This is a genomic window from Streptomyces caelestis, assembly GCF_001279005.1.
GTDB classification, from domain to species: Bacteria; Actinomycetota; Actinomycetes; order Streptomycetales; family Streptomycetaceae; genus Streptomyces; species Streptomyces heliomycini.
Genome location: NZ_LGCN01000074.1, coordinates 122567 through 148300 on the forward strand (window position 1 = coordinate 122567; position 25734 = coordinate 148300).

20 protein-coding genes and 2 pseudogenes are annotated in these 25734 nt (G+C 74.0%); 11 read left to right on the top strand and 11 right to left on the bottom strand.

The annotated features are described in order from the left end of the window. The first annotated feature begins 403 nt into the window (after window positions 1-403). From ADK41_RS07435 to ADK41_RS07455, 5 genes are read left to right on the top strand one after another with little or no spacing between them, the layout of a single operon-like run. Complete coding sequence (locus tag ADK41_RS07435; protein WP_037804294.1) at window positions 404-4108, top strand: nitrate reductase subunit alpha; 3705 nt, start codon at window positions 404-406, stop codon at window positions 4106-4108. Next, complete coding sequence (gene narH, locus ADK41_RS07440) at window positions 4105-5646, top strand: nitrate reductase subunit beta (protein WP_030827076.1); 1542 nt, start codon at window positions 4105-4107, stop codon at window positions 5644-5646. The genes ADK41_RS07435 and narH overlap by 4 nt, the downstream gene beginning before the upstream one ends. Next, complete coding sequence (narJ, locus tag ADK41_RS07445) at window positions 5643-6434, top strand: nitrate reductase molybdenum cofactor assembly chaperone (protein WP_030827079.1); 792 nt, start codon at window positions 5643-5645, stop codon at window positions 6432-6434. The genes narH and narJ overlap by 4 nt, the downstream gene beginning before the upstream one ends. Continuing rightward, entirely contained in the window at window positions 6431-7177 is a 747-nt protein-coding gene (narI, locus tag ADK41_RS07450) for a respiratory nitrate reductase subunit gamma (RefSeq protein WP_030827083.1), read from the top strand. The genes narJ and narI overlap by 4 nt, the downstream gene beginning before the upstream one ends. Then, window positions 7174-7482: a vitamin K epoxide reductase family protein gene (locus ADK41_RS07455; RefSeq protein WP_051843180.1), complete on the top strand. Its 309-nt coding sequence runs from the start codon at window positions 7174-7176 to the stop codon at window positions 7480-7482. Before narI ends, ADK41_RS07455 begins: the two co-directional genes overlap by 4 nt. Window positions 7483-7743: 261 nt before the next feature. Here ADK41_RS07455 and ADK41_RS07460 read toward each other — a convergent pair whose 3' ends face one another. From ADK41_RS07460 to ADK41_RS07495, 8 genes are all read right to left on the bottom strand, one after another. Further along, the gene (locus ADK41_RS07460; RefSeq protein ID WP_030827086.1) at window positions 7744-8670 is read right to left on the bottom strand and encodes a GNAT family N-acetyltransferase; all 927 of its coding nucleotides are present in this window, start codon (window positions 8668-8670) and stop codon (window positions 7744-7746) included. A gap of 112 nt (window positions 8671-8782) precedes the next feature. Then, on the bottom strand, window positions 8783-9565 hold the full coding sequence (locus tag ADK41_RS07465; RefSeq protein WP_030827089.1) for an enoyl-CoA hydratase/isomerase family protein: 783 nt from the start codon (window positions 9563-9565) through the stop codon (window positions 8783-8785). After that, a complete protein-coding gene (locus ADK41_RS07470; protein WP_030827091.1) occupies window positions 9562-10827 on the bottom strand; it encodes a cytochrome P450 in 1266 nt (421 codons plus the stop codon). Before ADK41_RS07470 ends, ADK41_RS07465 begins: the two co-directional genes overlap by 4 nt. Window positions 10828-10930: 103 nt before the next feature. Beyond that, on the bottom strand, window positions 10931-12232 hold the full coding sequence (locus tag ADK41_RS07475) for a cytochrome P450 (protein WP_037804295.1): 1302 nt from the start codon (window positions 12230-12232) through the stop codon (window positions 10931-10933). Window positions 12233-12334: 102 nt separating this feature from the next. Continuing rightward, entirely contained in the window at window positions 12335-12937 is a 603-nt protein-coding gene (locus ADK41_RS07480; protein WP_030827097.1) for a GTP-binding protein, read from the bottom strand. Next, complete coding sequence (locus ADK41_RS07485) at window positions 12912-13286, bottom strand: DUF742 domain-containing protein (protein WP_030827099.1); 375 nt, start codon at window positions 13284-13286, stop codon at window positions 12912-12914. The genes ADK41_RS07480 and ADK41_RS07485 overlap by 26 nt, the downstream gene beginning before the upstream one ends. Beyond that, complete coding sequence (locus ADK41_RS07490; RefSeq protein WP_030827102.1) at window positions 13283-13684, bottom strand: roadblock/LC7 domain-containing protein; 402 nt, start codon at window positions 13682-13684, stop codon at window positions 13283-13285. The genes ADK41_RS07485 and ADK41_RS07490 overlap by 4 nt, the downstream gene beginning before the upstream one ends. Further along, window positions 13681-14892: an ATP-binding protein gene (locus ADK41_RS07495; RefSeq protein WP_030827104.1), complete on the bottom strand. Its 1212-nt coding sequence runs from the start codon at window positions 14890-14892 to the stop codon at window positions 13681-13683. Before ADK41_RS07495 ends, ADK41_RS07490 begins: the two co-directional genes overlap by 4 nt. 905 nt (window positions 14893-15797) lie before the next feature. Here ADK41_RS07495 and ADK41_RS42905 point away from each other — a divergent pair. Beyond that, window positions 15798-16083: pseudogene (locus tag ADK41_RS42905) on the top strand (fumarylacetoacetate hydrolase family protein); the annotation flags it as partial. A gap of 273 nt (window positions 16084-16356) precedes the next feature. Here the strand turns inward: ADK41_RS42905 and ADK41_RS07500 are convergent. Beyond that, window positions 16357-16731 (bottom strand): DUF6223 family protein, encoded by a 375-nt coding sequence (locus ADK41_RS07500; RefSeq protein ID WP_030827107.1) that lies wholly within the window; start codon window positions 16729-16731, stop codon window positions 16357-16359. 228 nt (window positions 16732-16959) lie between these two features. On the opposite strand from ADK41_RS07500, the gene ADK41_RS07505 reads away from it, so the two are divergent. From ADK41_RS07505 to fdhF, 4 genes are all read left to right on the top strand, one after another. Then, complete coding sequence (locus tag ADK41_RS07505; RefSeq protein WP_030827110.1) at window positions 16960-18087, top strand: sensor histidine kinase; 1128 nt, start codon at window positions 16960-16962, stop codon at window positions 18085-18087. Then, window positions 18084-18746 (top strand): response regulator, encoded by a 663-nt coding sequence (locus ADK41_RS07510; RefSeq protein WP_030827113.1) that lies wholly within the window; start codon window positions 18084-18086, stop codon window positions 18744-18746. Before ADK41_RS07505 ends, ADK41_RS07510 begins: the two co-directional genes overlap by 4 nt. 280 nt (window positions 18747-19026) lie before the next feature. Beyond that, window positions 19027-20712, top strand: coding sequence for an NAD(P)H-dependent oxidoreductase subunit E (locus ADK41_RS07515; protein ID WP_037804296.1), 1686 nt, complete (start codon window positions 19027-19029; stop codon window positions 20710-20712). Next, window positions 20709-23396: a formate dehydrogenase subunit alpha gene (gene fdhF, locus ADK41_RS07520; protein WP_234318792.1), complete on the top strand. Its 2688-nt coding sequence runs from the start codon at window positions 20709-20711 to the stop codon at window positions 23394-23396. The genes ADK41_RS07515 and fdhF overlap by 4 nt, the downstream gene beginning before the upstream one ends. Window positions 23397-23795: 399 nt before the next feature. Here the strand turns inward: fdhF and ADK41_RS43870 are convergent, their stop codons facing one another. After that, on the bottom strand, window positions 23796-23927 hold the full coding sequence (locus ADK41_RS43870) for a hypothetical protein (protein WP_267883148.1): 132 nt from the start codon (window positions 23925-23927) through the stop codon (window positions 23796-23798). A gap of 363 nt (window positions 23928-24290) precedes the next feature. Beyond that, window positions 24291-24593 (bottom strand): DUF1540 domain-containing protein, encoded by a 303-nt coding sequence (locus tag ADK41_RS07525; protein ID WP_199821830.1) that lies wholly within the window; start codon window positions 24591-24593, stop codon window positions 24291-24293. A gap of 530 nt (window positions 24594-25123) precedes the next feature. Between ADK41_RS07525 and ADK41_RS07530 the strand changes: the two are divergent. Next, window positions 25124-25507, top strand: a pseudogene (locus tag ADK41_RS07530) (cytochrome c oxidase assembly protein); the annotation flags it as partial. Window positions 25508-25734 lie beyond the last annotated feature (227 nt).

Here is a 25734-nt window from a genome sequence, read left to right on the forward strand (position 1 = left end):
CCGTTCGGACCGCGTCCGGGGCAGGCCCGGCGCGGGCGCCCGGCCGGTGAAGTCGCGCACCGGCATGCGTCCGGCGGCGTCCGGCGGGCGGACGGCGGTGAGGGGTACGCCGTACGGGCCCGGCCCGGGCGGAACGACCCGGGCGCGGCTTTGCCGCCGCCGGTCCGGTCGGGCCCGGCGTCACCGGGCCTCCGCCCCGCCCCGTGGGCCGGGCGGGCCCTGCCGGCGTCCGGTGGTCCCCGCCGGGCGGGCGCCGGGCCGAACGGCCTCGCCCGGCCGGGTGCTTCGGCCCGGCCGTGCCGAGGGGCCCTGGACGGCGGGCGGGAAGCGGGCCGGAAGGAGGGGGGACCGGGGCCGTTCGGCCCAAGGCCGCCCCCGCGGCCGGAACCTAGCGTTCTCGACCATGGAGAACGATCACAGCGCACCCCGGGGACGGGCCCTCTCCCCGCAGGGCTGGCCGCTGGCCGCGCGCAGACTGCTGAACCGCCGTGAGGTCTCGTCCGACGGGCGCGCGGTGTTCGGTGAGGGCGACCCGAAGTGGGAGGGGTTCTACCGGGACCGCTGGTCCCACGACAAGGTGGTGCGCTCCACCCACGGCGTCAACTGCACCGGCTCCTGCTCCTGGATGGTGTACGTCAAGGACGGCATCATCACCTGGGAGCACCAGGCCACCGACTACCCGTCGATCGGCGCCGACTGCCCCGAGTACGAGCCGCGCGGCTGCCCGCGCGGCGCGTCGTTCTCCTGGTACACCTACTCGCCGAGCCGGGTCCGCCACCCGTACGTGCGCGGTGCGCTGCTGAAGCTGTGGCGCGAGGCCCGCGAGCGGCTCGGCGACCCGGTGGCGGCGTGGGCGGAGATCACCGGTGACCCGGCGAAGGCCCGCGCCTACAAGCGGGCCCGTGGCAAGGGCGGGCTGGTGCGGGCCGACTGGGACGAGGTGACCGAGCTGGTCGCCGCCGCCCAGGTCCACACCGTCAAGGCGTACGGCCCGGACCGCGTCGCCGGGTTCTCCCCCATCCCGGCGATGTCGATGGCGTCGTTCGCGGCCGGCTCCCGCTTCATGTCGCTGATCGGCGGCACCCTGCTGTCGTTCTACGACTGGTACGCCGATCTGCCGGTCGCCTCCCCGCAGGTCTTCGGCGACCAGACGGACGTGCCGGAGGCGGCGGACTGGTGGAACGCCGGCTATCTGATCATGTGGGGTTCCAACATCCCGGTCACCCGCACCCCGGACGCGCACTTCCTCACCGAGTCCCGCTACAACGGCACCAAGGTCGTCGCCGTCAGCCCGGACTACGCCGACAACGTCAAGCACGCCGACGAGTGGGTCTCCCCGCATCCGGGCACCGACGGCGCGCTGGCGATGGCCATGGGCCATGTGATCCTGCGGGAGTTCCTGGTCGACCGCGAGGTGCCGTACTTCCGGGACTACCTGAGGAAGTTCACCGACGCCCCGTTCCTGATCACCCTGCGCGAGCACACGGCGGGCGGTCTCGTGCCGGACGGTTTCCTGACCGCCGCCGACCTCGGTCACGAGGAGGAGAACGCCGGCTCCAAGACCGTCCTGCTCGACGCGGCCACGGGTGAGCCGGTCGTGCCGAACGGCTCGCTCGGCTTCCGCTGGGCCACGGGCGAACAGGGCCGCTGGAACCTCGACCTCGGCGAGGTGACCCCCGAACTGACCTTGCTGGAACGGGCCGACGACACGGTCGGGATCACACTGCCCCGCTTCGACGAGGGCGCCACCGAGGGCGGGACGACCATGGTCCGCGGAGTGCCGGTCCGCAGGGTCGGCGGGCGCCTGGTCACCACCGTGTTCGACCTGATGCTGGCCCAGTACGGCGTGCGGCGGCCGGGGCTGCCGGGCAGCTGGCCGGTGTCGTACGAGGACGCCACCGAGCCGTACACGCCCGCCTGGCAGGAGACGGTCACGTCCGTGCCGGCGGAGCAGGCCGCCAGGATCGCGCGGGAGTTCGCCCGCAACGCCGAGCGCACGGGCGGCCGCTCCATGATCGCGCTGGGGGCCGGCACCAACCACTGGTTCCACTCCGACACCATCTACCGGGCGTTCCTGGCGCTGACCACCCTGACCGGCTGCCAGGGCGTCAACGGCGGCGGCTGGGCCCACTACGTCGGCCAGGAGAAGGTGCGCCCGCTCACCGGCTTCCAGCACCTGGCGTTCGCCTTCGACTGGCAGCGGCCGACCCGGCACATGGCGGGCACCTCGTACTGGTACCTCAACTCCGACCAGTGGCGCTACGAGGCGTTCGGGCCGGACGAACTGGCCTCCCCGCTGGGCGAGGGGCGGTTCGCGGGCAAGGGGTTCGCCGACTGTCTGGCGCAGGCGGTGCGGCTGGGCTGGACGCCGGGGCACCCCGGCTTCAACCGCAACCCGCTCGACCTGGCGGACGAGGCGGCGGCGCGGGGACGTCCGGTCGTCGAGCACGTCGTGGACGAACTGAAGGCGGGGCGGCTGCGGTTCGCCGCCGAGGACCCCGACGACCCGGCCAACTTCCCGCGCGTGCTGACCGTGTGGCGGGCGAACCTGCTGGGCTCCTCCGGCAAGGGCAACGAGTACTTCCTGCGCCATCTGCTGGGCACGGACGCGGCCGTCCGCTCCGAGGAGACCCCGCCCGGGAAGCGTCCGCGGGAGGTGGTGTGGCGGGACGGGGCGCCGGAGGGCAAGCTCGACCTGCTGGTCACCATGGACTTCCGGATGACCTCCACAGGTCTGCTCTCCGACGTCGTCCTGCCGGCCGCGACCTGGTACGAGAAGGACGACCTGTCCAGCACGGACATGCACCCCTTCGTCCACGCCTTCACCCCGGCCATCGCCCCGCCCTGGCAGGCCCGCACCGACTACGACGGCTTCCTCGCCATCGCCGACCGGTTCAGCGACCTGGCCGCCGAGCACCTGGGGACGCGCACCGACGTCCTGGCGGTGCCGCTGACGCACGACACCCCCGACGAACTCGCCCAGCCCGGCGGGGTGGTGCGGGACTGGAGGGCCGGCGAGTGCGAGCCGGTGCCCGGACGCACCATGCCCACACTGGTGGTCGTCGAACGGGACTACGCGGCCGTCGCGCAGAAGATGCGCGCCGTCGGCCCGCTCCTCGACACCCTGGGCACCACCACCAAGGGCGTCACCGTCCACCCCGACCGGGAGATCGAGGACCTGCGCCGGCGCTGCGGAACCGTCCGCGACGGCGTGGCCGCGGGCCGGCCGTCGCTGGCCGGCGCCTCCGACATGTGCGAGGCGATCCTGGCCCTGTCCGGCACCACCAACGGCCGGCTGGCCACCGAGGGGTTCCGCGAGCTGGAGCGGCAGACCGGAAGCGAGGGACTGGTGGAACTCGCCGCCGAACGCGAGGCGGAGCGGATCACGTTCGCCGACACCCGCACCCAGCCGCGCTCGGTGATGACCTCCTACGAGTGGTCGGGCTCGGAGACCGGCGGGCGCCGCTACTCCCCGTTCGTCATCAACACCGAGCACAAGAAACCGTGGCACACCCTCACCGGCCGCCAGCACTTCTTCGTCCAGCACGACTGGATGACCGAGCTCGGCGAGCAACTTCCCGTCTACCGGCCGCCGTTGAACACCCCACGGCACTACGGCGACGAGCACCTGCACGAGGACGGGCGGGCCGAGGTCACGGTCCGCTACCTCACCCCGCACTCGAAGTGGTCCATCCACTCCACCTACCAGGACAACAAGTACATGCTCGACCTGTCCCGCGGCGGCCCGGTCATCTGGATGTCCCTGGAGGACGCCGAGAAGATCGGCGTCGAGGACAACGAGTGGATCGAGGCGTACAACCGCAACGGCGTCGTCGCCTGCCGGGCCGTGGTCACCCACCGGATGCCCGAGGGGACCGTGTACATGTACCACGCCCAGGACCGCAACGTGAACGTGCCGAGGACCGAGGTCAGCGGCAAGCGGGGCGGCATGCACAACTCGCTGACGAGACTGCTGCTCAAGCCGACCCACCTGGCCGGCGGCTACGCGCAGTTCACCTACGCCTTCAACTACTACGGCCCGACCGGCAACCAGCGCGACGAGGTCACCGTCATCCGCCGCCGCTCCCAGGAGGTCGATTACCGATGAGGGTCATGGCCCAGATCGCGATGGTGATGAACCTCGACAAGTGCATCGGGTGCCACACCTGTTCCGTCACCTGCAAGCAGACGTGGACCAACCGCACCGGTGTCGAGTACGCCTGGTTCAACAACGTCGAGACCAAGCCCGGCGTCGGCTACCCCCGCCGCTACGAGGACCAGGAGCAGTGGAAGGGCGGCTGGGCGCTCGACCGGCGCGGGCGCCTGGTGCTGCGCTCCGGGGGCCGGGTCAGGCGGCTGCTGTCGCTGTTCTCCAACCCCGACCTGCCGTCCCTGGAGGACTACTACGAGCCGGTCACCTACGACTACGACAACCTGATCAGCGCCCCCGCCGGGCCCGACATGCCGGTCGCCCGGCCCCGCTCCGTCCTCACCGGCAGACCCACCGGGATCACCTGGGGCGCCAACTGGGAGGACGGTCTGGGCGGCGCCCCGCAGAACGCCGGCGCCGACCCCAACCTCTCCGGGGAGTGGGCCGAGAAGGTCAGGTTCGAGTTCGAGCAGACCTTCCTCTTCCACCTGCCCCGGCTGTGCGAGCACTGCCTCAACCCGGCCTGCGTGTCGGCGTGCCCGTCCGGCGCGATGTACAAGCGGGTGGAGGACGGGATCGTCCTGGCCGACCAGGACGAGTGCCGGGGCTGGCGGATGTGCGTGACGGCGTGCCCGTACAAGAAGGTGTACGTCAACCACGCCACCGGCAAGGCCGAGAAGTGCACGTTCTGCTTCCCGCGCATCGAGGCGGGGCAGCCCACCGTCTGCTCCGAGACCTGCGTCGGGCGGCTGCGCTACCTCGGCCTGCTGCTGTACGACGCCGACCGGGTCGGCGAGGCGGCGGCCACGCCCGACGAGAAGGACCTGCTGGACGCCCAGCGCGGCGTCTTCCTCGACCCCTTCGACCCCGAGGTCGTCGCCGCCGCACGGGAGTCGGGCGTCCCCGAGGACTGGCTGGACGCCGCCCGCCGCTCCCCGGTGCACGCCCTGGTGTCGAAGTACAAGGTGGCGCTGCCGCTGCACCCGGAGTACCGCACCCTGCCGATGGTCTGGTACGTGCCGCCGCTCTCCCCCGTCCTCGACGCGGTCGACGCGGCCGGCGGCGACCAGGACGACCCCGACCACGTGTTCGCCGCCGTCACCCGGCTGCGCATCCCGCTGGAGTACCTGGCGGAACTGTTCACCGCCGGGGACGCCGATGTGGTCGGCGGGGTCCTGATGAAACTCACCGCGCTCCGCTCGTACATGCGTGAACGCACCCTCGGCGAGGAGGGCGACGAGAGCGCGCTCGAGGCCGTCGGACTGACCGCGCGGGAGGCCGAGGACCTGCACCGGCTGCTCGCCGTCGCCAAGTACGCCGACCGCTACGTCGTCCCCGCCGCGCACAAGGAGGACGCGGCGCTCTTTGCGACGGAGAACCGCTGCCCCGTCGAGACCTCCGGCGCACCGGGGTCCGGCGACGGCCGCCGTGTGCTGCTCGGCATCCCCGCCCTGCGCCGCCGCACCACCGACACCCCCGCCGGAGGCCGCCCGTGACCCCGCTCCCCTCCACCGTGCCCGGGATCGTCCGCACCAGGGTCCGGGCCGCCCTGCGGCGCCCCGTCCGGCCCGTGCCGCCCACCCCCGAGGAGACGGAACAACGGGCGCTGCTGCTGCGGCTGATGTCGCTGCTGCTGCAGTACCCCGACGCCGGCCTCACCGCCGCCCGGCCGGTGCTCACCGCCGCCGTCGGGGCGCTGCCGCCCTCCCCGGCGGCCGGGCACCTGGCCGGTTTCACCGCCTGGTTCGCCGGACAGGAGCCCGACGCCCTGGAGCGGCACTACGTCGAGACGTTCGACCTGCGCCGCAGGAGCGGCCTCCACCTCACCTACTACCTGCACGGCGACACCCGCCGCCGCGGCATGGCCCTGCTCACGCTCGCCCAGCGCTACCGCGCCGCCGGCTGGGACACCGACGGCGGCGAACTCCCCGACCACCTCCCGGTCGTCCTCGAGTTCGCCGCGCTGACCGGCCTCGGCAAGGGCGAGGCCCCGCTGCGGCAGCACCGGCGCGGCATCGAACTGATCCACCGCGCCCTGACCGACGCGGACTCCCCCTACCGGCACGTCCTCGCGGCGCTGATCGCGCTGCTGCCGCCGCCCACCGAGGCCGATCTGCGGGCGGTGGCCGAACTGGCCGCCGAGGGCCCGCCGGACGAGGACGTCGGGCTCGACCCCTACGGGGCCGGCGGGTTCGCGCCGCCGGGCTCCTTCGTCCCGCCCGGGCAGGCTCCGCCCACCCTCGTGCCGCCGTCCGCCGCGCACCGTCAGGAAGACCGCCGATGAACGTCTCCGCGACCGACCTCCTCCTCTGGGTCGCCGTCCCCTACGTCTGTCTCGCGGTGTTCGCCGTCGGGCACGTCTGGCGCTACCGCCAGGACCAGTTCGGCTGGACCTCGCGCACCAGTCAGCTCCTGGAGCACCGGTGGCTGCGCTGGGGCAGTCCGCTGTTCCACCTCGGCGCGTTCATGGTGATCGCCGGGCACGTCGTCGGCCTCGCGGTGCCGGCCTCCTGGACGGAGGCGGTGGGCGTCGACGAGCACGCGTACCACGCCACCGCCGTGTGGGCGGGTTCGGTCGCCGGCCTCGCCATGGTCGCCGGCCTCGGCATGCTGTGCGCCCGCCGGCTGCTGACCCGGCGGATCCGGCTCGGCACCGACCGCAGCGACAAGGTCCTCTTCCCGCTGTTGTCCGCCACCGTGCTGCTCGGCATCACCGCCACCGCGGCCCACAACGTCCTCGGCGCCGGCTACGACTACCGCTCCACCGTCTCCGTGTGGTTCCGCGGGCTGTTCACCCTCTCCCCCGAGCCCGGGGCGATCGCCGGGGCGCCGCTGCTGTTCCGGCTCCACGCCCTCACGGCCTGCCTGCTCTTCGCCGCCTGGCCGTTCACCCGGCTCGTCCATGTGTGGAGCGCGCCGGTCGGCTACCTCGTACGCCCGTACGTGGTCTACCGGCGGCGCACCGTGGCCGGGGCGCCGCGGCGGCGGGGCGCCGGCGCCGCGCCGGGCGGACGGCGGACCGTGTGAACGGGACGGCCGGCACGGCGACGGCGTCCGGGAGGCGCATCGGCCGGCTGACGACGCCGACCGGGGCCGTCGGCCGGCTCGTCTCCCCGCGCCTCGCGATCGACGACCGGCGACTGCTCGAGGACCCCGACCACGTGCCGTCGTGCGACGTCGGCCCGGTGGTGGGCCGCGGCAGCGCCATGGCGAGCCCACGGGGGAATCCGCTGGACTTCCCCGACATGCTGACCGGCCCGGGCGCCTTCGCCGCGGTGGCCGTCCTCGGCGTGACCGTGCCGACGGGGGCGCGGCCGCACCGGGCCCTGTGACCGACGCCGAACGGCGGGGCGCCGGCGGCGGTGGGGTCCGTCCACCGGCTGATCCGGCAGTCGCCGTACGCACTCGGCCGCCTCTGCCCGTACCGCGCCGTCGTTCGGATCGTGACCATCGCCCTGTTCCGGTACGTGACCCTGCGCAACCGCGCGCACGGCGTCATCCCCGTGCCCCGGCGCGGTCGCGCCGCCCCGGACCTGGTCCCGGAGAGCCACTGGCCGCTGCCGGTGCCGTGTGCCCGCGGGGAGGCGCCCGCGTCAGCCGACCGTCGCCTCCCAGGTGTCGACGGCGTAGTGGACCGTCATGCCGTGGCGGTCGTACAGCCGGGGCGCCCCCGTGGTGTTCCGGGTGTCCACGCCGAGCCCGACGGTGTCGCGCCCGCGCGCCGCGAACGCCGCGAACGCGTGCCGCAGCAGGAATCCGCCCAGTCCGCGGCCGCGGGCCGCGGGCAGCACACCGAGGTTGCGGATCCACCCCATGGCCTCGCGGTCGTCCCGTGCGAGCAGGAAACCGACGTCCCCCAGGTCCTCGGTGCCGACGATCCACACCAGGGACCAGTCCAGCCTTTCGGCGTCGATGTCGTGCAGCCACGTCTCGCAGGTGCGCGGCCGGAAGTCGAAGTGGTCGGCGAAGGACTCCTGGTACAGCGCGTGGACGCGCGCCCGGTCCTCCTCGGCGACGCAGTCGCGCACCCGCACGCCCGCGGGGGCCTCGGGAAACGGGTCCCGTGCCGGGTCCAGGGAGCGGCGCAGCACGTGGTAGCGGCGTACGACCCGCCAGTCGCGTGCCCGGAGGAGTCCGGTGTCGAGGGTGGGCGCCGCGTTGAGGTACAGATGCACCACCGCCCGTGCCGCCCCGTTCTCACGGGCCTTCTCCAGCGCCCTGGCCTCCATGGCCTCCAGCAGCCGCGCGGCGGCCCCCTGGTGCTCGGGCAGGACGTACTGGTCGATGTCGATGCGCTCGCCGCCGGACTCGTCCCACAGCAGCCCGTACGCCACCAGGAGGTCTCCGTCCCGGATGAGCCAGGAGTCCCGTTCCAGGTCGGTGCCGGGACGCTTCAGCTCGGCCTCGACGATGTGCAGGTCGGTCTCGGGCCGGCCGATCTCGATCTCGTCGATCTTGTTGAGCAGTTCGGTGACGGCGGGCGCGTCGGTGAGCGCCGCGGGACGCTGTGCGTAGGGCATGAGGCACAAGAATCCGGTCGCGGGGCCCGGAGCGCAACGGTTTTTCGGTGCCGCGGACCACGCGCCGGGCGTGGCGGGGCACGCCCGGCGTCCTGTGGGAGATCCCCGGCGGTCAGCTCGGCCGGTGCTGCTGGGTGAGGATCGCCGCCAGGAGTTCGGGATCGAACACCGAGGTGTCGGCGAGCCGGGTGGCGGCGGTGAGCGAGTTGAACATGGCCTTGGTGACCCGCAGGGCGGAGGCCGGCCGCCGCAGGACGGGTTTGGCCCAGGCCAGGACGGCGTCGTCGAGCGCGTCCCGCGGCACGACCCGGTGGAGGACCGACAGACCGAGGGCCTCCTGGGCGTCGAAGACGCGCGCGGTGAGGATCAGCTCGCGCACCCGGGCGGCCCCCACCTCACTGATCAGGCGGGGGAGCAGCCCGCCCCAGGCGGGAGGCAGGCCGAGGGCGAGTTCGGGCAGGCGGAAGGACGCGGTGTCCGCACCCACCCGCAGATCGCAGGCGAGCGCGAGCCCGACGCCGGCGCCGACGGCCCTGCCCTGGACGCGGGCGATGGTGACGGCCGGGTTGGCGGTGAGGGCCTCGCACACGCGCAGGGCCTTCGTCCCGTTGACCCGGACCCCGCCGCCGGCGGGGTCGTCGGCGAGGTGCCGGGGGAACTCGCGCCGGTCGCCGCCGAGACAGAACTCGTCCCCCGCGGCGGCCAGCACCAGGACCCGTACCTCCGGGTCCTGGTCGTCGAGGACGGTGAGGAGATCCTCCAGCATGGCGTCGGTGACGGCGTTCCCCTCTTCGGGGACGTTCAGTTCGACGGTGAGGAGAGGACCCTGCCGATGGGTGCGCAGGGTCTTGAGTATCCGGTCGGCGGGGAGTCCGGCGAGGGGCGCGGCGATCATGTCGTCACTTTCAAGGAGGTGATACGGCGGAAGACGAGCCGGGAGGTGTCGTACAGGGGCGGTGCGGTGGGCCGCAGGGTCGGGAAGCGCTCCAGCACCTGGGTGATCAGCTCCCGGGCCTCGAGGCGCGCGAGGGCCGCGCCGAGGCAGTAGTGGGCGCCGCTGCCGAAGGTGAGGTGACCGCCGCCGCGCAGGACGTCGAAGACGTGCGGGTCCGGGTTGCGGCGGGGGTCGTGGGCCGCCGAGCCGTACAGCACGTGGACGGTGGTGTCCTTGGCGAGGGGGGTGCCGGCGAGGACCGTGTCCTCGGCGGCGACGTGGGAGTTGAGCCACACCGGGGGGTCGTAGCGCAGGGTCTCCTCCACCAGGTCCTCGATGTGCTCCGGGTGGGCACGGAGCCATTCGGCCCGGGCGGGGTTCTCGGTGGCGAACCGCACCGCGTTGGTCAGCAGGACCGCGCTGGTCTCCAGGGAGGCGATGGTGATGAACATCGTCAGGTTGTAGATCACCTGGTCCGCGGCGGCCCGGTCGTCCGGGTGCTGGGCGTCCCAGTGGTGGATCCAGCCGGTGAGGGCATCGTCGCCGGGCCGGGCCCGCCGGTCACGGATCAGCTCGGTGAAGAAGACCCGCATCTCCCGTGTGGCCTGGGCCGCCAGCGCGAGTTCGTTCCTGGTGGGCAGCAGTTCCTGGGCGTAGGCCTGCCGGTGGGCGAAGTCCAGGATGTGCGCGTGGTGCTCTTCGGGGATGCGGAGCCACTCACCGACCGTGCGGACCGGGAGGTGCTCGCCGACCGTGTGGACGAAGTCGGCCTCCCCGTCGGTGCGCAGGCGGTCCTCCAGGTCGTCCAGGAGGCCGGAGGCGAGAGCGGCGATCCGCGGACGCATGCGCTCCAGGGTGGCGCGGTCGAACGGGTTGCCCAGGGCCCGGCGCTGGCAGGTGTGCGTCGGGGCGTTGAGACGGGAAAGAGTACGGGTCAGCTCCTGGGTGGCCAACTCCTGCCAGCGTCTCGGGTCGGGTTGCCGCTCCTGCCAGGCGAAGTCCGGCACGAGCCAGGTCCTGCTGCGCAGGACCTGGCTGCATGCCTCGAAACCGGTGACGAGGTAGCCGCCCCAGGGGGCACGTACGACCTCCCCCAGGGCGCGCAGCCCTTCCCAGACGGGAAGGGGGTCGGTCTGTCCTTCGACGGTACGCAGCCGGCGGATCAGGGAGGTGACGGCGAGGCGGTCGTGGGTGGTGCCGCGTATGTCGCCAACGACGGTCAAGCGAAGCTCCTTTGGCCAAATATTGCCGGTACCGCCGGAACCTACCCTTCCGCCCCTCCGCATCATGCGTCGCTCTGTGTTGCCCCCGTCACATGCCGTTCCGTCAGACGCGGAAAATGTCCAGGAAACTGCTCCAGAAGCCCTTCTTCCGCCCCGGATCGTTCCGGACCTGCCGGAACGCGGCCTCCGGCGCGGGCTGCTGGGCGTCCGAAGCCGAGGGCCGGCTCTGGAGCGCGGCCGCCATGCGGGTGGCCGGTGTGGGGCTGAACGTCACGGGCAGCGTGGTCAGGGCGCGGTGGAACGGCCCCGGCCGCCACTGCAGGTCCTTCTCCGGCACGGCCAGGGCCAGGTCGGGCAGCGCGTTGAGCAGCCGTTCGATCGCGGTGGTCGCGATGACCTGCGCCGGGTCCTTGGCGGGGCAGGCGTGCGGACCGGCTCCCCAGGCCAGATGGGCGCCCTTGCTGTGCGTGCGGCGGGCCTCGGCGAGCGCGGGGTCGCTGTTGGCGCCCGCGAAGGAGATGACGACCGGGGTGTTCGCCTCCGCCACATGGCCGCCGAGGTCGACGTCCTGGACCGGGTAGTGGGTGGCGTAGTTGGCGATGGGCGTCTGGTTCCACAGCACGTGGTCGAGGGCCTCCTCGATCAGCATGCCGCTCTGCCGGCCGCCCGCCCCGGACAGCAGCAGCACCAGGGCGTTGCCGATGAGGTTGCGCTCGGGTTCGATGCCGGCGCCCATCAGCAGCGCCAGCTGGTCCTTGAGCTCCTCGTCGGTCAGCCCGGCCGGGTGCTGGATCAGCCAGGAGGTGACGTCGTCGCCCGGCTGGCGCCGCTTGAGCGCGATCAGCTCCATGAGACAGGCGGTGAGGTCCTCGTTGGCGCGCAGCGCGTCCTTGGCGTCGAAGATCGCCGTCATCGCGGCGGTGAGGGTGTCACCGATGTCCGCCGGGCAGCCGAACAGCTTGTTGAACAGCAGCAGCGGCAGCAGCTTGGCGTAGTCGTTGAGCAGATCGGCCCGGCCCCGCTCGCTGAACCGGTCGAGCAGGTAGTCGGCGATCGGCTCGACGTCACGCCGGATCCGGGTGATGTTGAGCCGGGCCAGGCTGTCCACCACCGCCTTGCGCAGCCGCAGATGCACCGCCCCGTCGGTGAACAGGCAGTTGGGCCGGTACGCCATCATCGGCAGCACCGGGTTGTCCATGCCGATGCGGCCCTCGTTGAGCGCCTTCCAACGGCGGGCGTCGCGGGCGAACAGCTCGGTGTTCTGCAGCACGCGCAGCGCCGTCTCGTGGCCGACGACCAGCGTGGCGTCCGCGCCGGGGGCGAGCTCGACGGGCCCGGCCGGGGCATGGGCGCGCAGCCGGTCGTAGACCTTCTGGGGGTCGGCGGCGAACGCGGCGTCGTGCATGGGGCATCTGCCGGCGGTGCCGGCAGACGGTGCTTGGGGATCCATGAAGTCTTCCTTAGTGGTCGGGAACCGCGGTTCCCGGTCCGGGCGGGCGCGAGGCGGTCAGGCCGCGCGGTCGAGCAGATGTCTCACCAGGGCGATCAGCGCCTTGGCGGACGACTGCTGGTCGCGGGCGTCGCAGTAGACGACAGGGGTGTCCGGGAGCAGGTCGAGCGCCTCGCGCACCTCGGCCTCGCCGTAGGTGGCGGCGGGGTCGAAGCGGTTGACGGCGATGGCGTACTCCAGGCCGTACCGCTCGATGAGGTCGATGACCGGGAAGGTCTCCTCCAGACGTCCCGGGTCGACCAGGAGCAGGGCTCCGAGCGCGCCGCGGGCCATGTCCTCCCACAGCTGCATGAAGCGCTGCTGTCCCGGGGTGCCGAAGAGGTACAGCACCAGGTCGTCGCTGAGGGTGAGGCGGCCGAAGTCCAGGGCGACCGTGGTGGTGGTCTTGTCCGCCACGCCCCGCAGGTCGTCGACGTGGACGGACGCCTGGGTCATCTTCTCCTCGGTGCGCAGCGGAGTGATCTCCGACAGCGATCCGATGAAGGTCGTCTTGCCCACGGCGAAGTGCCCGACGACGAGGATCTTGGCGGCGTTGGTCACCGCGCTGGAGACGTAGATGGACCGCTGGGCCGTCTCAGCCGATGAGGGATTGGAGTCCATTCAGAACCTTCTCGAGGGTCGCTCTGTCAACGTTCTGGGCCCGGGGCGGCTCGGCCCGGCGCAGTAGGTGCCCCTGTTCCGCTAAATCGGTGAGCAGCAGTCGGGCCACCCCGACGGGCAGGCCGAGGTGGCCCGCCACCTCGGCGACCGACAGGTAGCCGCCCGCGCACAGCTCCCAGATCGCCCTGACCTCGGGGCCGGCCCCGAGCGGAAGCGTCCGCTCGGGAGCCAGGGTGACCAAGGTGTGCAGCGCCAGTTCGTCCGAGGACGGCAGGCTCCGGCCGCCCGTGATGACGTAGGAGCGGACGAAGTCACTGGTGACGGGTGCTTCCTCGCCGGGCGTCGTCATGCGCCGACACCGTTGTCCGAGCGTGGGGCCACGCTCATCGCCTTGCTCAGCGCCGCCACCGTCTTCTGCATACGGAACGACATGGCCTCCATGTCGACGTCCAGCGCCGCCGAGACGGCGAGGTAGGCGCCCTGCCCGGCCGCGATCAGGAAGATCCAGCCGCCGTCGTACTCCAGCAGCGTCTGCTTCCAGATGCCGTGCCCCGCCCCGACGAAGCCGGCGACCGCCCGGCTCAGGGACTGCATGGAGCTCATCGCGGCGGCGTTCGTCTCGGCGTCGTCACGTGAGATCTCGTCCGAACGCTGCAGCAGCAGGCCGTCACCCGAGACGAGGACCGCGTGGCGGGCGCCCCGCACCTCGAGCACGTCGTTCAGCACCCACGACAGGTCGGTGTTCACTGGTGGTCAGGTCCTTCCGTGGTGTTCGTGGTCCGTCCGAGCTGGGTGCCGCGTGCGAACGCCCCCAGGCGCGACGCGGTCACCTCACCGGCAGACTCGGACGTCTGCTGGTCGGCGCCGGCCGTCTCCTGCGGGGCCGGCACCACCGAGATGGGTCCCTGACGCCGGCGGCGCTTGGGCAGCCCGCCGGTCGTCGTGCCCACCACGTGCGAGGGGCCGACCGGGACGGGCGCCAGCCGCTGCGGGGCGCTCTCCCTGCCCTGGTCCGCGGTCTCCCGAACGGGTTCGGCGGGCGTGACGGCCTCGGCCGCCAGAAGGCTTTCCGGCACTCGGATCACTGCGCGCACTCCGCCGTAGGGGGACACCGAACCGACGGAGACGGCGAAGCCGTACCGGGCGGCGAGCATGCCGCACACCGCGAACCCGAACCGGGGCGGGTCACCGAGACCGGTGATGTCGACGGGACCGTCGGCGGACAGCAGCGCCGCCGCCCGGTCCTTGGTCTCCTGGTCCATGCCCAGACCGGCGTCGTCGACGATGAAGCACACACCCGTCGGCACGGCCTGGATGTTGACCTCGACGGGCGTGCCCGGAGCGCTGTACGTGGTCGCGTTGTCCAGCAGCTCGGCGAGCACCATCGCCACCGGCTCGACGGCCTTGCTGGTGACGGCGACACTGGCCTGCGCGTGGATGCTCACCCGGTTGAAGTCCTTGATGCGGCCCTGCGCGCTGCGGGCCACGTCGTAGACGGTCGCCACGCCCTCGCGCCGGCCCAGCCACCCGCCGCACAGCACCGAGATGCCCTTGGCCCGGCGGCTGAACTGGCTGCCGGTGTGGTCCACCGACATCAGGTCCGCCAGCACCTCGGTGTCGTTGCCGTACTTCTGCAACAGCCCGTCCAGCAGAAGCTGTTGCTCCTCGGCGAGCGACTGGAGCGTTCCCATCGCCGACTTCAGCACCGCCTTGGTCGACGACTCCGCGTCCGCCCGGACGTCAGCGAGGTCGCCGCTGTGCTGGGTGCCCAGGGAGGCGATGTGCCCCTGGAGCTGGTCGATCCGGCCCTGGGCATGGCCCAGTCCGGTCTCCAGTTCCTTCTTCGTTCTTCGGAGCGCCAGATTGGTTCTCCGGGCCCGTAGCACTGCGAACACCGCAGCGACGAGCACCACAAGCAGGATCCACAGCAGCGGATCCTCGATCAATGACGTCATGAGACTCTCTTCAAGTCGCATCGCGCCGGGAGTTCGGCAGGTCAGCACGCCCGTGGGACGGGTCCGGGCCGACGAACGGCGCGGGCCTGCAGCGGACCAAGCCTCAACTCCTCAGCGATGGGGCCTTAGAGACTGTCCCCCGTACGCGTTCATGACGCGCCGCCAGCCTGCTGAAAGTCCGATGATCTTAACAGGCGTGCGGCCGGGGCCTGCCTGTGCGGGGGATCGCCCGGCGACCCTCACGAGACCCACACACCCGGCCCTCCTCCGGCGTCGGCGAGGGCGTCCACGCGGCGCCGCCGTCACCCGGCGGCCGCGTGAACACCACGTGAACGTGGTGCGGGCCGGGGCCGGACGCGGACGAAGTCCCCACGGCTCGCGGGCGATCGCTCCGTACAGCGCGATGTCCTCGTCGCGGACGCGCTGTTCGCCCGCGCCTTCCGGGTACCGCCGGCTCCCCTGGACGATGCCCGGCCCGGCCGGCTCCAGGCCCTCGAACAACTCGGGGGCCGCCGACGGGGCGATCTCGTACGGGTCCGGGGAGGCGGGCATGCCGGTGCCGGCGTCGGGGAACCGGCGCACGCCCGCTTCCCCCGACGAGCCGGCGGACCGCCCGGTTCGCCCGGTCCCGGTCGGCGCGCAGACGGACGGACGGGGCGGGCCACTCGCGGACCGCGGCCTCGCCGGGCTCCCGGTCCGCCGGGCGGTGGTCCTTGACGCCGGGGACGTGGGCGTGGATCCGCGTGGATCAAAGGTCCATGCGGATCCGGTCGGGAACGCCTCGGTCCCGACCGTGGGCGTCGCACGGGCGCCGGCCCGCCCGCCCCGGCACGACCCGTTTTCCGGATACCGTCGGTCCGGCGCGTGGACGCCCCCACGGAGTTCCCTGGGCGAACGACGGTCCGACCGCCGAGGTCAACGGCGAGAAGGTCGGTGAGGACCTGCTGTCCCATCTGAGCCGGACCTTCGAGGAGATGACCGCCTACGCCTCCCGCGGCACCCGCGTCGCCCCCGGTTCCGGCACCTGCGGCAACGGCGGCTGCCTCGCCGAACTCCGGGGCCGGCGCGGCGAGCAGTCGCCGCCCCCCGCTGAGGCCCGGCGACACCGTCACCCTCACCGACACCGTCGTCCCCGGCGTGGAGCCCGTTCCCCTTCCGGCCGGCCGGCGCCGTGCCCGGGAGCGGCCGTGAGCGACCCGCGCCCCACGAGGCTCCTGGGCAAGGTCGTCGTGATCACCGGCGCCGCCCGCGGGCAGGGCGCCGCCGAGGCCGAGGCGCTCCCCCGGGAAGGCGCGCGTCGTCGCCACCGACGTCACCGAGGCGCCCGGCCGCCGGCGCCGCCGACCGGACTTCGCGGCCGCGGACGGGCCGCCCCACGCGGATCCCCCTGGCCGGGTCGGCCGGTTGCCTGCTCCTGGCCTTCGCCCCTCCCCCGTCCCCGGCGGTGGCCGGGGACGGGGGAGGTCAGACGGGCATCCGATCGGCCGGCCGGCCGGCGCGGCGGCACCGGGCCAGCGCCCGGCGGCCGAGGAGTACGGCGCCGCATCCCAGCGGGACGGCCACGAGGGCGCCGACGAGGCCGTTGCCGGTGCCGGGACCGCCGTCGGCGGTCGCCACGTGCAGCACGGCAAGGATCGTGCCGACCGTTCCCACCACGACGGCCGCCATCCCGCCGATGCGCGCGTTGCCGACGCCGATCCGGCCGCCGGCCCGGGTCAGGGCCGACCGACCGAGGACCAGCCCGAGCGCCCCCACTCCGAGGGCCAGGTTGGCACCGGTCCGCCCGTCGCCGATGATCCCGCCCTCGGCGGCCGCCAGCAGCGCTGCTGAAGCACTCATCCCGCTTCCTCCTTCTCCGTCGCTGATCGCGAGGTTCGATGTGCCTCGAGCATGCGGGCCGGCCCCCCGGCCGGTCGTCCGGCGGGTGCGGGCACTTTCCGCTGCCGCCGGCGCGGGATCCGGCTACCGCGGACGCGGCAGACGGCGCGCCGGTACCGCACACGCGGTAGCCGACCGCTCGTCCACGAGCCGGACCCGCCCACCGCCACGTCCGGCTACGGTGCGCCCATGGACAAAGGACGGTTCGCTGTCCCGGCCGGGGTCACCGACTGGGCGACCGCCGTGGGCGTGGCGGCGCTGCTGCTGGGCACCGGGCTGTCCGGGCCGCACCCGGCCGGGGGGCGCGAGCTGCTCGGTTCCGCGCTGCTGGCGGCCGGCGGGCTGGCGCTGGCCGCGCGCCGCCGGGCGCCGCTCGTGGTCCTGGCCGTCACCGGGCTGTGCGCGGTCGGCCACCTGGGGGCCGGGTTCGAGGTGCTCGCCGTCTCGTACCTGGTCGCGGTCTACGGCGCGGTACGCGCCGGGCACCGCGCCGTCGCGCTGGCCGTCTCCGCGGGACTGCTGGCCGTGCTCCACCTCACGGCCCTGGTCCTTCACGACGGGCCCGCGCGCGAGGTCGTGGCGCGGGCCCGGAGCACCCTCGAACTCGCCTGGCTGATCGCCGCCTTCGCCGCCGGGGAGGCGGTGCGGCAGGCCGAACGACGGGCGGACGAAGCCGAGCGCACCCGCGAGGAGACCGCGCGCCGCCGGGCGGACGAGGAGCGGCTGCGCATCGCGCGGGAGCTGCACGACTCCCTCACCCACCAGATCTCGGTCATCAAGGTGCAGTCCGAGGTCGCCGTCCACGTGGCCCGGCGCCGCGGCGAGCAGGTGCCGGAGGCCCTGCTGGCGATCCAGGAAGCCGGCCGGGAGGCGAGCCGGGAGCTGCGCGCGACCCTCGAGGCGCTGCGCGACGACGACACCGCCCCGCCGCACGGACTCGACCACGTCCCCGACCTGGTGAAGCGGTTCCAGGGAACCGGCCTGGAGACGACGCTGACGATAGGCGGACACCCGCACGCCGTGCCGGCCGCGGTGAGCCGTACCGCTTACCGGATCGTTCAGGAGTCGCTCACCAACGTCGTCCGGCACGCCGCCGCCACCACCGCCTCGGTACTGATCGACTACCGGCCGGACGCCCTCGCCGTCCGCGTCGACGACAACGGAAGGACCACCTTGCACCCCGCACCGGCGCCCGGCCTCGGACTGCTCGGCATGCACGAACGCGTCACGGCCCTGGGCGGGCGACTGCGCACCGAGCCGCGCGGCGCCGGCGGCTTCACCGTCCAGGCCGAACTCCCCACGAACGGAGCGCCGTGATCCGGGTTCTGCTGGTCGACGACCAGCCGCTCATCCGCAGCGGCTTCCGCGCGCTGCTCGACCTCGAGGACGACATCGAGGTGGTGGCCGAGGCCGCCGACGGCCAGGAGTGCCTGGCCCTCGTCGCACAACGGCTGCCCGACGTCGCGCTCATCGACATCCGGATGCCCGTCATGGACGGCATCGAAGCGACCCGGCGCATCGCCGCGGACCCGGCCCTGGCCGGCGTGCACGTCGTCATGCTGACCAACTACGGCATGGACGAGTACGTCTTCGACGCGCTGCGCGCCGGCGCCGCCGGCTTCCTCGTCAAGGACATCCTGCCGGAGGACTTCCTGCACGCCGTGCGCGTCGCCGCCCGCGGCGACGCCCTGCTCGCCCCCGCCATCACCCGCAAGCTCATCGACCGGTACGTCACCCAGCCGCCGCGCGCCCGCGCCGGAAGCGGGCTGGAGGAGCTGACCGGCCGCGAACGCGAGGCCGTCGCCCTGGCCGCGCACGGCCTGTCCAACGACGAGATCGCCGGCCGCCTGGTCATCAGCCCGTCGACCGCCAAGACCCACATCAACCGGGCCATGGCCAAGCTCCACGCCCGCGACCGCGCCCAACTCGTGGTCCTCGCCTACGAGTCCGGACTGGTGACCCCACGCGCCCGCTGACCCCGCGCACCGTGGGCCTCCCCCTCGGCCGTGTGACGCGGGACGCGCAGCCGCACAGCGCCCCGCCGGAACTCCCGCACCCCGGCCCGCCCCGTCACCGAGCGCCTCGCCGCCCGGTTTCCCCACCGCGCCCCCGAGACCGTGTACGCCACCCGCACCCGGCCGCGGAAGAGCACCGTGGTCACCCTGCGCCCGGCGGCGTTCACCCGGCGTGACCGCGGATGCTGTCCGGCCCGGTCCTCCGGCTGCGGTCTCGCGCGCCCTCCCCCACGATGAATGCATGGCGTTCATCCGATCCGCTCGCCCCTTCGACGCCTTCCGGGCGCTGGCGGACCGGCGTGGGCGGCCGGGAGCCGAGCTGGTCGAGTCGCTGGCCGAGGCCAGGGCCGAAACGCGGGACGGCCCCGAGGCCTGGGCGCCGGCCGTCGCCTCCCGCATCGGCCTGCCCGCCGCCGCCGCGCTGGGGCCCGCCGGTTACTACGCGGACCTCTCCGCCCCGCACGGCGACCGTCATGTGCGGGTGTGCACCGCGACGGCGTGCTTCGCCGCGGGGGGCGGAGGGCACCTCGCGGAGGTGGAGCGTGAGCTGGGCGTCGCCGCGCACACCGCCTCGCCGCGCGGTGACGTGTCGGTGCAGACCGTCCGCTGTCTGGGCTACTGCTACGCGGGGCCCGCGGCGCTCGACGGCGACACACCGTGTGCCGGGGCGACCCTCCCGGCTCAGCTCGCGGGGCGGGAGCCGCCGCGGGCGCCCGGGATCCCGGCGGCCGACGACACCGGTGACCCGGTCCTGCTGGGCGGTGTGCTCTGCGGTGAGCCGGCGTGGCGGGTGTGGCCGGGGACGGTCTCGTCCGGCACTCCGGAAGAGGTCCGCCGGGAGGTGGCGGCGTCCGGGCTCCGGGGGCGGGGCGGCGCCGGATTCCGTGTGGCGGCGAAATGGGAGGCGGCGGGCCGCGGGCCCGGGACCGTGGTGGTCGCCAACGGCGACGAGGGCGATCCGGGTTCGTACGCCGACAGGCTGCTGATGGAGGCCGACCCGGGACGCGTCCTGGAGGGCCTGGCCCTGGCCTGTTTCGCGTGCGGGGCCGGCCGGGGGTTCGTGCTGGTGCGCTCCGAGTACCCGGCCGCGCTGGCGCGGATGCGGGAAGCGGTGCGCCGGGCGTACGCGGACGGGCATCTCGGACCGTCGGTGCACGGGACGGCCACCTCCCTGGACATCCGCGTCGTCGAGGGCGCCGGCTCCTACGTCGCCGGTGAGGAGACCGCGCTCATCGCGGAGTTGGAGGGCGGTCGCGGATGCGCCCGGCCCCGCCCGCCGTACCCGACCGAGCACGGCCTGTGGGACGCGCCGACCGTGGTCAACAACGTCGAGACCCTGGCGGCTCTCCCCTGGATCGTCCGGCACGGCGGCCGGACGTACGCCCGGCGCGGTACGCCCGGCGAGGCGGGAACCAAGCTGGTCTGTCTCTCGGAGCGGTTCGCCCGGCCGGGATGCTACGAGGTCGAGCTCGGCACGCCCGTGCGGCGGATCGTCACCGAGCTGGGAGGCGGTCTGCGGGACGGCGCCGGGCTGACGGTGCTCCAGGTCGGCGGGCCGCTGGGCGGCTTCCTCGCCGCCGACGCGCTGGACGTGCCGCTGTCGGAGGCGGGGCTGTCGGCCCGGGGCGCCGCCCTCGGGCACGCCGGGCTCGTCGCCTTCGACCAACGCGTGGCCCCGGAGGACGTGCTGCGCCACGTGTGGGAGTTCGCGGCGGCCGAGAGCTGCGGCGCGTGCTCGCCCTGCCGCGTCGGCTCGCGCCGCGGTCTGGAGTGGGCCTTGGCCGGCGCCCCGCCGGCCAAGGAGTGGGAGCGGCTGTCCCGGCTCCTCGCCGAGGCGAGCCTGTGCGCCTTCGGGCGGCGGATTCCGCCCGCCGTGCACAGCCTCGTCCGCGCCTGCGGGGACCGGCTCGCGGGGTGGGGGCCGTGAACGGGTTCATGGTCGAGGTCGACGGCGCCGGCGTCACGGTACCCGAGGAGTCGTCCCTGCTCACGGCGGTACGGGCGGCCGGGATCGAGCTGCCCGCGCTCTGCTCCGACGACCGGCTCAGTCCCGCCGGGTCATGCCGTACGTGTCTCGTGAGGACCGGAGGGCGCGTCGTGGCGGCCTGTGTCACTCCGGTCTCCCCCGGCATGCGCGTGGACACCGGGAGCGACGACGTCGTGCGGCTGCGCCGGGACGCGGTGGAGGTCATCGTCTCCGCGCTGCCGCCCCGGGCCCTCGCCGACGGCGGTCCCGGCGAACTGGCGCACGTCTGCCGGTCGCTGGGCATCGGCCCCGAGGCGGCACAGGGCGCCGGAGGCCGGGGCGGGGACGACTCCCACCCGTACGTCCACCTGGACCGGGACCTGTGCATCGCCTGCGGCCGGTGCGTGCGGATGTGCTCCGAGGTACAGGGCACCTTCGCGCTCACCCTGGTCGGCCGGGGCGGGGACACGGTCGTGGCCCCGGGGACCGGCGGGCCCTGGATCGAGTCGGACTGCGTGGCCTGCGGCGGCTGCGTGGACACCTGCCCCACGGGGGCGATCAGCCGGCCCGGACCGGGGCGGGGACTCACCTCGGCGTTCCCCCCGGCGGAGGGCCTGACGCGCACCACGTGCGGCTACTGCGGCGTGGGCTGCGCCCTCGACGTGGTCACGCGGGACGGCGAGGTCACGGCGGTGCTGCCCGCCCGGGACGGCCCGGTCAATCGCGGCCACGCGTGCGTGAAGGGCCGCTTCTCCCACGGATTCCGCACCTCCCCGGAACGGCTCACCCGGCCCCTGCTGCGACGTGACGGCGTACTGGAGCCGGCCGGCTGGGACGAGGCGCTGGCCCACGTCGCCCGGGGCCTGCGGGCCGCCGTCGACGCCGGGGGCCCGGACGCCGTGGCGGCGATCTCATCGGCCCGCGCCACCAACGAGGAGAACTACCTCGTACAGAAGTTCATGCGGGTCGTCATCGGGACCAACAACGTCGACAACTGCTCCCGTCTCTGCCACTCCCCCTCCGCCGCCGGCCTCACCGCCTCCTTCGGGCTCTCCGGCGGCACCGACGTCTTCGACGACGTGGAGCGGGCCGACTGCCTGCTGGTGGTCGGCGCCAATCCCGTCGAGGCCCACCCGGTGGTCGGGGCCCGGCTGCTGCGGCAGGTCCTCCGCGGAGCCCGGCTGGTCGTCGCCGATCCACGGGCCGTGGGCCTCGCCCTGCACGCCGACGTGCACCTGCGGCCGCGGCCCGGCACCAACGTGGCGCTCTTCCACGGGCTCGCCCACGTCCTGCTCGCCGAGGGGCTGATCGACGAGGAGTTCCTGCGCGAGCGCGCCACCGGGCTGCCGGAACTCACCGAACTGCTGGCCGACCACCCGCCCGACCGGGTCGCGGACCTCACCGGCGTACCGGCCGCGGACCTGGTCGCCGCCGCCCGCCTCTACGGCGGGGCCGAGCGGCCCGCCATCGTCTACGGCCTGGGCGTGACCGAGCACCTGCACGGCACCGACGGGGTGCGGTCCCTGTCCAACCTGGCGATCCTGCGCGGCGCCGTGGGCACCGACCGCGGCTACGGGGTCAACCCGCTGCGCGGCCAGAACAACGTCCAGGGCGCCTCCGACATGGGCGCCCTGCCGGACCTCCTGCCCGGGTACGGCAAGGTCGCCGACGCCGCCGTCCGCTCGCGGGCCGAGGACGTCTGGGGCGTGCCGGTCCCGCCGCGGCCGGGACTCCGTATCCCGGACATGTTCGCCGCCGCGCGAGCCGGGGCCCTGCGGGCGCTGTGGATCGTCGGCGAGGACGTCCTCGCCACCGACCCGGACACCCGTCAGGTGGCCCGGGCCCTGGACGCCTGTCCGCTCGTCGTCTGCAACGAACTGTTCCTGTCCGAGACCGCCCGGCACGCCGACGTCGTCCTGCCCGCCGCGTCCTGGCTGGAGAAGGACGGCACCTTCGTCAACTTCGACCGCCGGTTCCAGCGCGTCCGACCCGCCGTGCCCCCGCCGGGGCAGGCCCGCAGCGACTTCGACATCCTCCGGGCCGTCGCCGAGGCCATGGGGGCCGGTCTGGGCTGCCCGGCCCCCGCCGACGCCCTCGCCGAATGCGGCCGGCTCGCGCCCGTCTTCGCCGGGCTCTCCCACGACCGCCTGGACCGGGAGGGCGCCGTGCCATGGCCCTGCCCCACCCCCCACGGGCCCGGAGAGGCCAAGCTGTACACGGAGCGTTTCGCCACACCGGACGGGCGGGCCCACCTGGCCGCTCCCCCTTGTCTCCCGCCCGGCGAACGGCCCGACGACGACTATCCGCTGCTCCTGGTCACCGGGCGGCGCTGGGCGCACTACAACTCCGGAAGCATGACGCGGCGCGGCGGCAACCTGGCGCTCGATCCGGTCGACTTCCTGGATCTTCACTCCGACGACGCCTGCCGGTACGGCCTGCGGGACGGCCAGGGCGTCACCGTGGAAAGCCGGCACGGCCGGGCCCGGCTCGTCGCCCGTGTCGGTGAGCAGACGGCCCCCGGGCAGGTCTTCTGCTCCTTCCACTTCCCCGCGAGCGGGGTGAACCGCCTCACTTCGGGCGTCGCGGACACCGTCACGTCCTGCCCCGAGTACAAGGTCACGGCGGTCCGCGTGGCCGCGTCGTGAGAAGGGCACGCACACCGCGCGATGTCCCCTTGTGCGCATGTTCTCGCCGGTCCGGAGAAGCGGAGTGCCCCGCGGCCGCACCGCGTACGGGAGGGTGAGGGAGCGTACGCCCCCGGCCCCGGGCCGGTTCCGGGTGTCGCCGGTGTCCGAGGGAAGGGAGGAACGCCGGTGAGCCGGTCCTCGCAGCCGACGCGCATGCTTGCTCTGGCCACGGCCGGGTTCACGGCCGGGTTCTGGGCGTGGGACCTGCTGGGGCCGCTCGGCCCGGCACTCCGCGAGGACCTGGGCCTCAGCCCGTTCGAACAGTCACTGGCGGTGGCCGTCGGCAGTCGTCCGCCCCGCCGTGTGAGGCGGTCCGTGGACCGGGGACGTGGCTGTCCCCGCGCGGGGAGAGCTTACTCAGCCGGGCCGTTCCGTCCGGGCGGCCGTCGCCTCCGGGGCGACGGGCTCCGCGCCGAGCGCGACACCGGGCGGGCCGTGTGCGAGCAGGTCGATCCACGGGATCTGTGCGGGCAGCGGGGGCAGCGGCACCCCCGGAGAGGGCCGGGGACATGCCCGGGGTCCTCGCCAGGTCTCCGGCGCCCCTCCCCGACGGTGTCCGGCTTCCGCTCGAAAGCGGTCCGGGCGCGGACGCGTACCCCGGTCGGCGCTCCACCACGGCCCGGGCGGTCGGCGGACGGTCGCCGGCGCCGGCCGGTGAGCCCCACCGCTTCCTCCACGTCCCCCACGGCACCGTCGCCCGGAGCGGGACCCCGCTTCAGGGATGTTCCCCGGCCGCAGCCGTGGCCCCGGACAGGGGCGCCGGTGCACGCCTTCGTTCCGCACGGTCGGCGTCGGTCGAGGAGTCCGGAAGCCTTCTGATCCGTGACCTCGCGCGATGACCGTGTCCGTCCCTCAGGTCCGCGCGTAGGTGAGGCAGTCGACCTGCTCGTGCTCGTATCCGACGGCGATGGACGGGGCTCGGCACTCCAGCCCGGTGTTGTGCCGGCAGTCGGCCATCTTGCACGCGCCGACCCGGCCGGTGACGGACGGCTCCCCGCCCTCCAGGTCCGCGCCCAGGAACGTGTCGCAGACGGGGCTGCTGAGGTCTCCCACGGTGATCGCCACGGCGTGGCAGGCGTGGTCGTGGTTGTAGGCGCAGCTCTCGGCCGCGCATTCGCTGATGACCGGCAGTTGCATGACGGGTGTGGCTGCCATGAGGAGGCCTGCTTTCTCGAGGTGGCGTACGGATCGGTCGCTGCGGTGACGGCCCTCTCCGGGCGGCGGCATGCCGCCGCGATCGGCGGTCACCGCTCCGGCTCGTCGGACCGGCGCCTCGGCTCCTCCGCGTCCACGGCAGGGGCGCAGGAATCCGGCGGCGGTACGTGCGGACGAGGTGCGGGACCGTGGCCATGGGGCGGTGGGTGCGGCTGGACGTGGTGGCGCCAGGGGCCGTGTCCGCACCGACAGCTCATGGAACGCTCCCTTCCTGTCCTCCACTTTCCGCGATGACGGGTGCCGGCGCACGTCGGCGGACGGGACGGAGCGGCCGTCCCTCTCGGCGCGGTTCGCCGGGAGGCGGGACGAACACCGCCGAACGGCCGAAGGCGCGGTGCCGGTGCGGCAGGGCAGCTGGTAGACCGTGACGGGGAACGGGCCGTACCGCACCCGGCCGGGGTCCCCCGGCGGGAACCCGCGCACCCGAAGGACGCGCACCGGGCCGACAGGAGGGAGGCGGGGCGATGGCGACCACGCTCCACGACACCGTCATGGCCCATCCGGCCGGGCGCCGGCTGCTGCTCCTGCACTTCCTGCTGGCGGGGTGCCTGTTCGCCTACGTGATCGCGGGAGTCGACCCCGCGCCGGGCCGGCCCGGCGTCCGCGCCCGCCTGGTCTGGATCGGCGTGGCCGTCACCGCCCACGCGGTGATCTCGCAGCTGATGTACGGCGGCTTCCGGGTCGACGTCCACGCCCCGGTGCCCGAGGTCCGGGGTGGAGCGGAGATCATGTACTACGACGGAGACATCGCCGAACTGCTCCTCGCCGCGGCCCTCGTCGCCACCTGGCGTCCGCGGGGCCGCGCCCGCCCGTCGGCGGAGGGACCACCCGCGCGGGCGGCCGCTCCCGTCTGAGGGGCCGGACGTGCCGTGGCCGAGGCGGGGCGGCCCGGGGATCGTGTCGTCCTCGCCGCCGGTGCCCGCGTTCCGGTGCGGGGGAAGCACTCCGTCCAGGCCGTGGGCGCGGTCCGGCGCACCGCCGGCCGGCTCGGCGGCTCCCGCGGCCGGCGCCCGCCCCGGTACCCGGCGGCACGGCAGGGGGCCTGCTGTCCGCGCGAAGTGGCCGCCGTCGGCGGAAACAG

What these genes read in the sequence shown, in the direction of transcription:
- ADK41_RS07500 (WP_030827107.1), bottom strand. Translation starts at nt 16,731, where the DNA reads ATGAGTGCTTCAGCAGCGCTGCTGGCGGCCGCCGAGGGCGGGATCATC.
- ADK41_RS07525 (WP_199821830.1), bottom strand. Translation starts at nt 24,593, where the DNA reads ATGGCAGCCACACCCGTCATGCAACTGCCGGTCATCAGCGAATGCGCG.
- ADK41_RS07475 (WP_037804295.1), bottom strand. Translation starts at nt 12,232, where the DNA reads ATGCACGACGCCGCGTTCGCCGCCGACCCCCAGAAGGTCTACGACCGG.
- ADK41_RS07495 (WP_030827104.1), bottom strand. Translation starts at nt 14,892, where the DNA reads ATGACGTCATTGATCGAGGATCCGCTGCTGTGGATCCTGCTTGTGGTG.
- ADK41_RS07515 (WP_037804296.1), top strand. Translation starts at nt 19,027, where the DNA reads ATGGCGTTCATCCGATCCGCTCGCCCCTTCGACGCCTTCCGGGCGCTG.
- ADK41_RS07480 (WP_030827097.1), bottom strand. Translation starts at nt 12,937, where the DNA reads ATGGACTCCAATCCCTCATCGGCTGAGACGGCCCAGCGGTCCATCTAC.
- narI (WP_030827083.1), top strand. Translation starts at nt 6,431, where the DNA reads ATGAACGTCTCCGCGACCGACCTCCTCCTCTGGGTCGCCGTCCCCTAC.
- narH (WP_030827076.1), top strand. Translation starts at nt 4,105, where the DNA reads ATGAGGGTCATGGCCCAGATCGCGATGGTGATGAACCTCGACAAGTGC.
- ADK41_RS07465 (WP_030827089.1), bottom strand. Translation starts at nt 9,565, where the DNA reads ATGATCGCCGCGCCCCTCGCCGGACTCCCCGCCGACCGGATACTCAAG.
- ADK41_RS07435 (WP_037804294.1), top strand. Translation starts at nt 404, where the DNA reads ATGGAGAACGATCACAGCGCACCCCGGGGACGGGCCCTCTCCCCGCAG.
- ADK41_RS07505 (WP_030827110.1), top strand. Translation starts at nt 16,960, where the DNA reads ATGGACAAAGGACGGTTCGCTGTCCCGGCCGGGGTCACCGACTGGGCG.
- ADK41_RS07460 (WP_030827086.1), bottom strand. Translation starts at nt 8,670, where the DNA reads ATGCCCTACGCACAGCGTCCCGCGGCGCTCACCGACGCGCCCGCCGTC.
- ADK41_RS07485 (WP_030827099.1), bottom strand. Translation starts at nt 13,286, where the DNA reads ATGACGACGCCCGGCGAGGAAGCACCCGTCACCAGTGACTTCGTCCGC.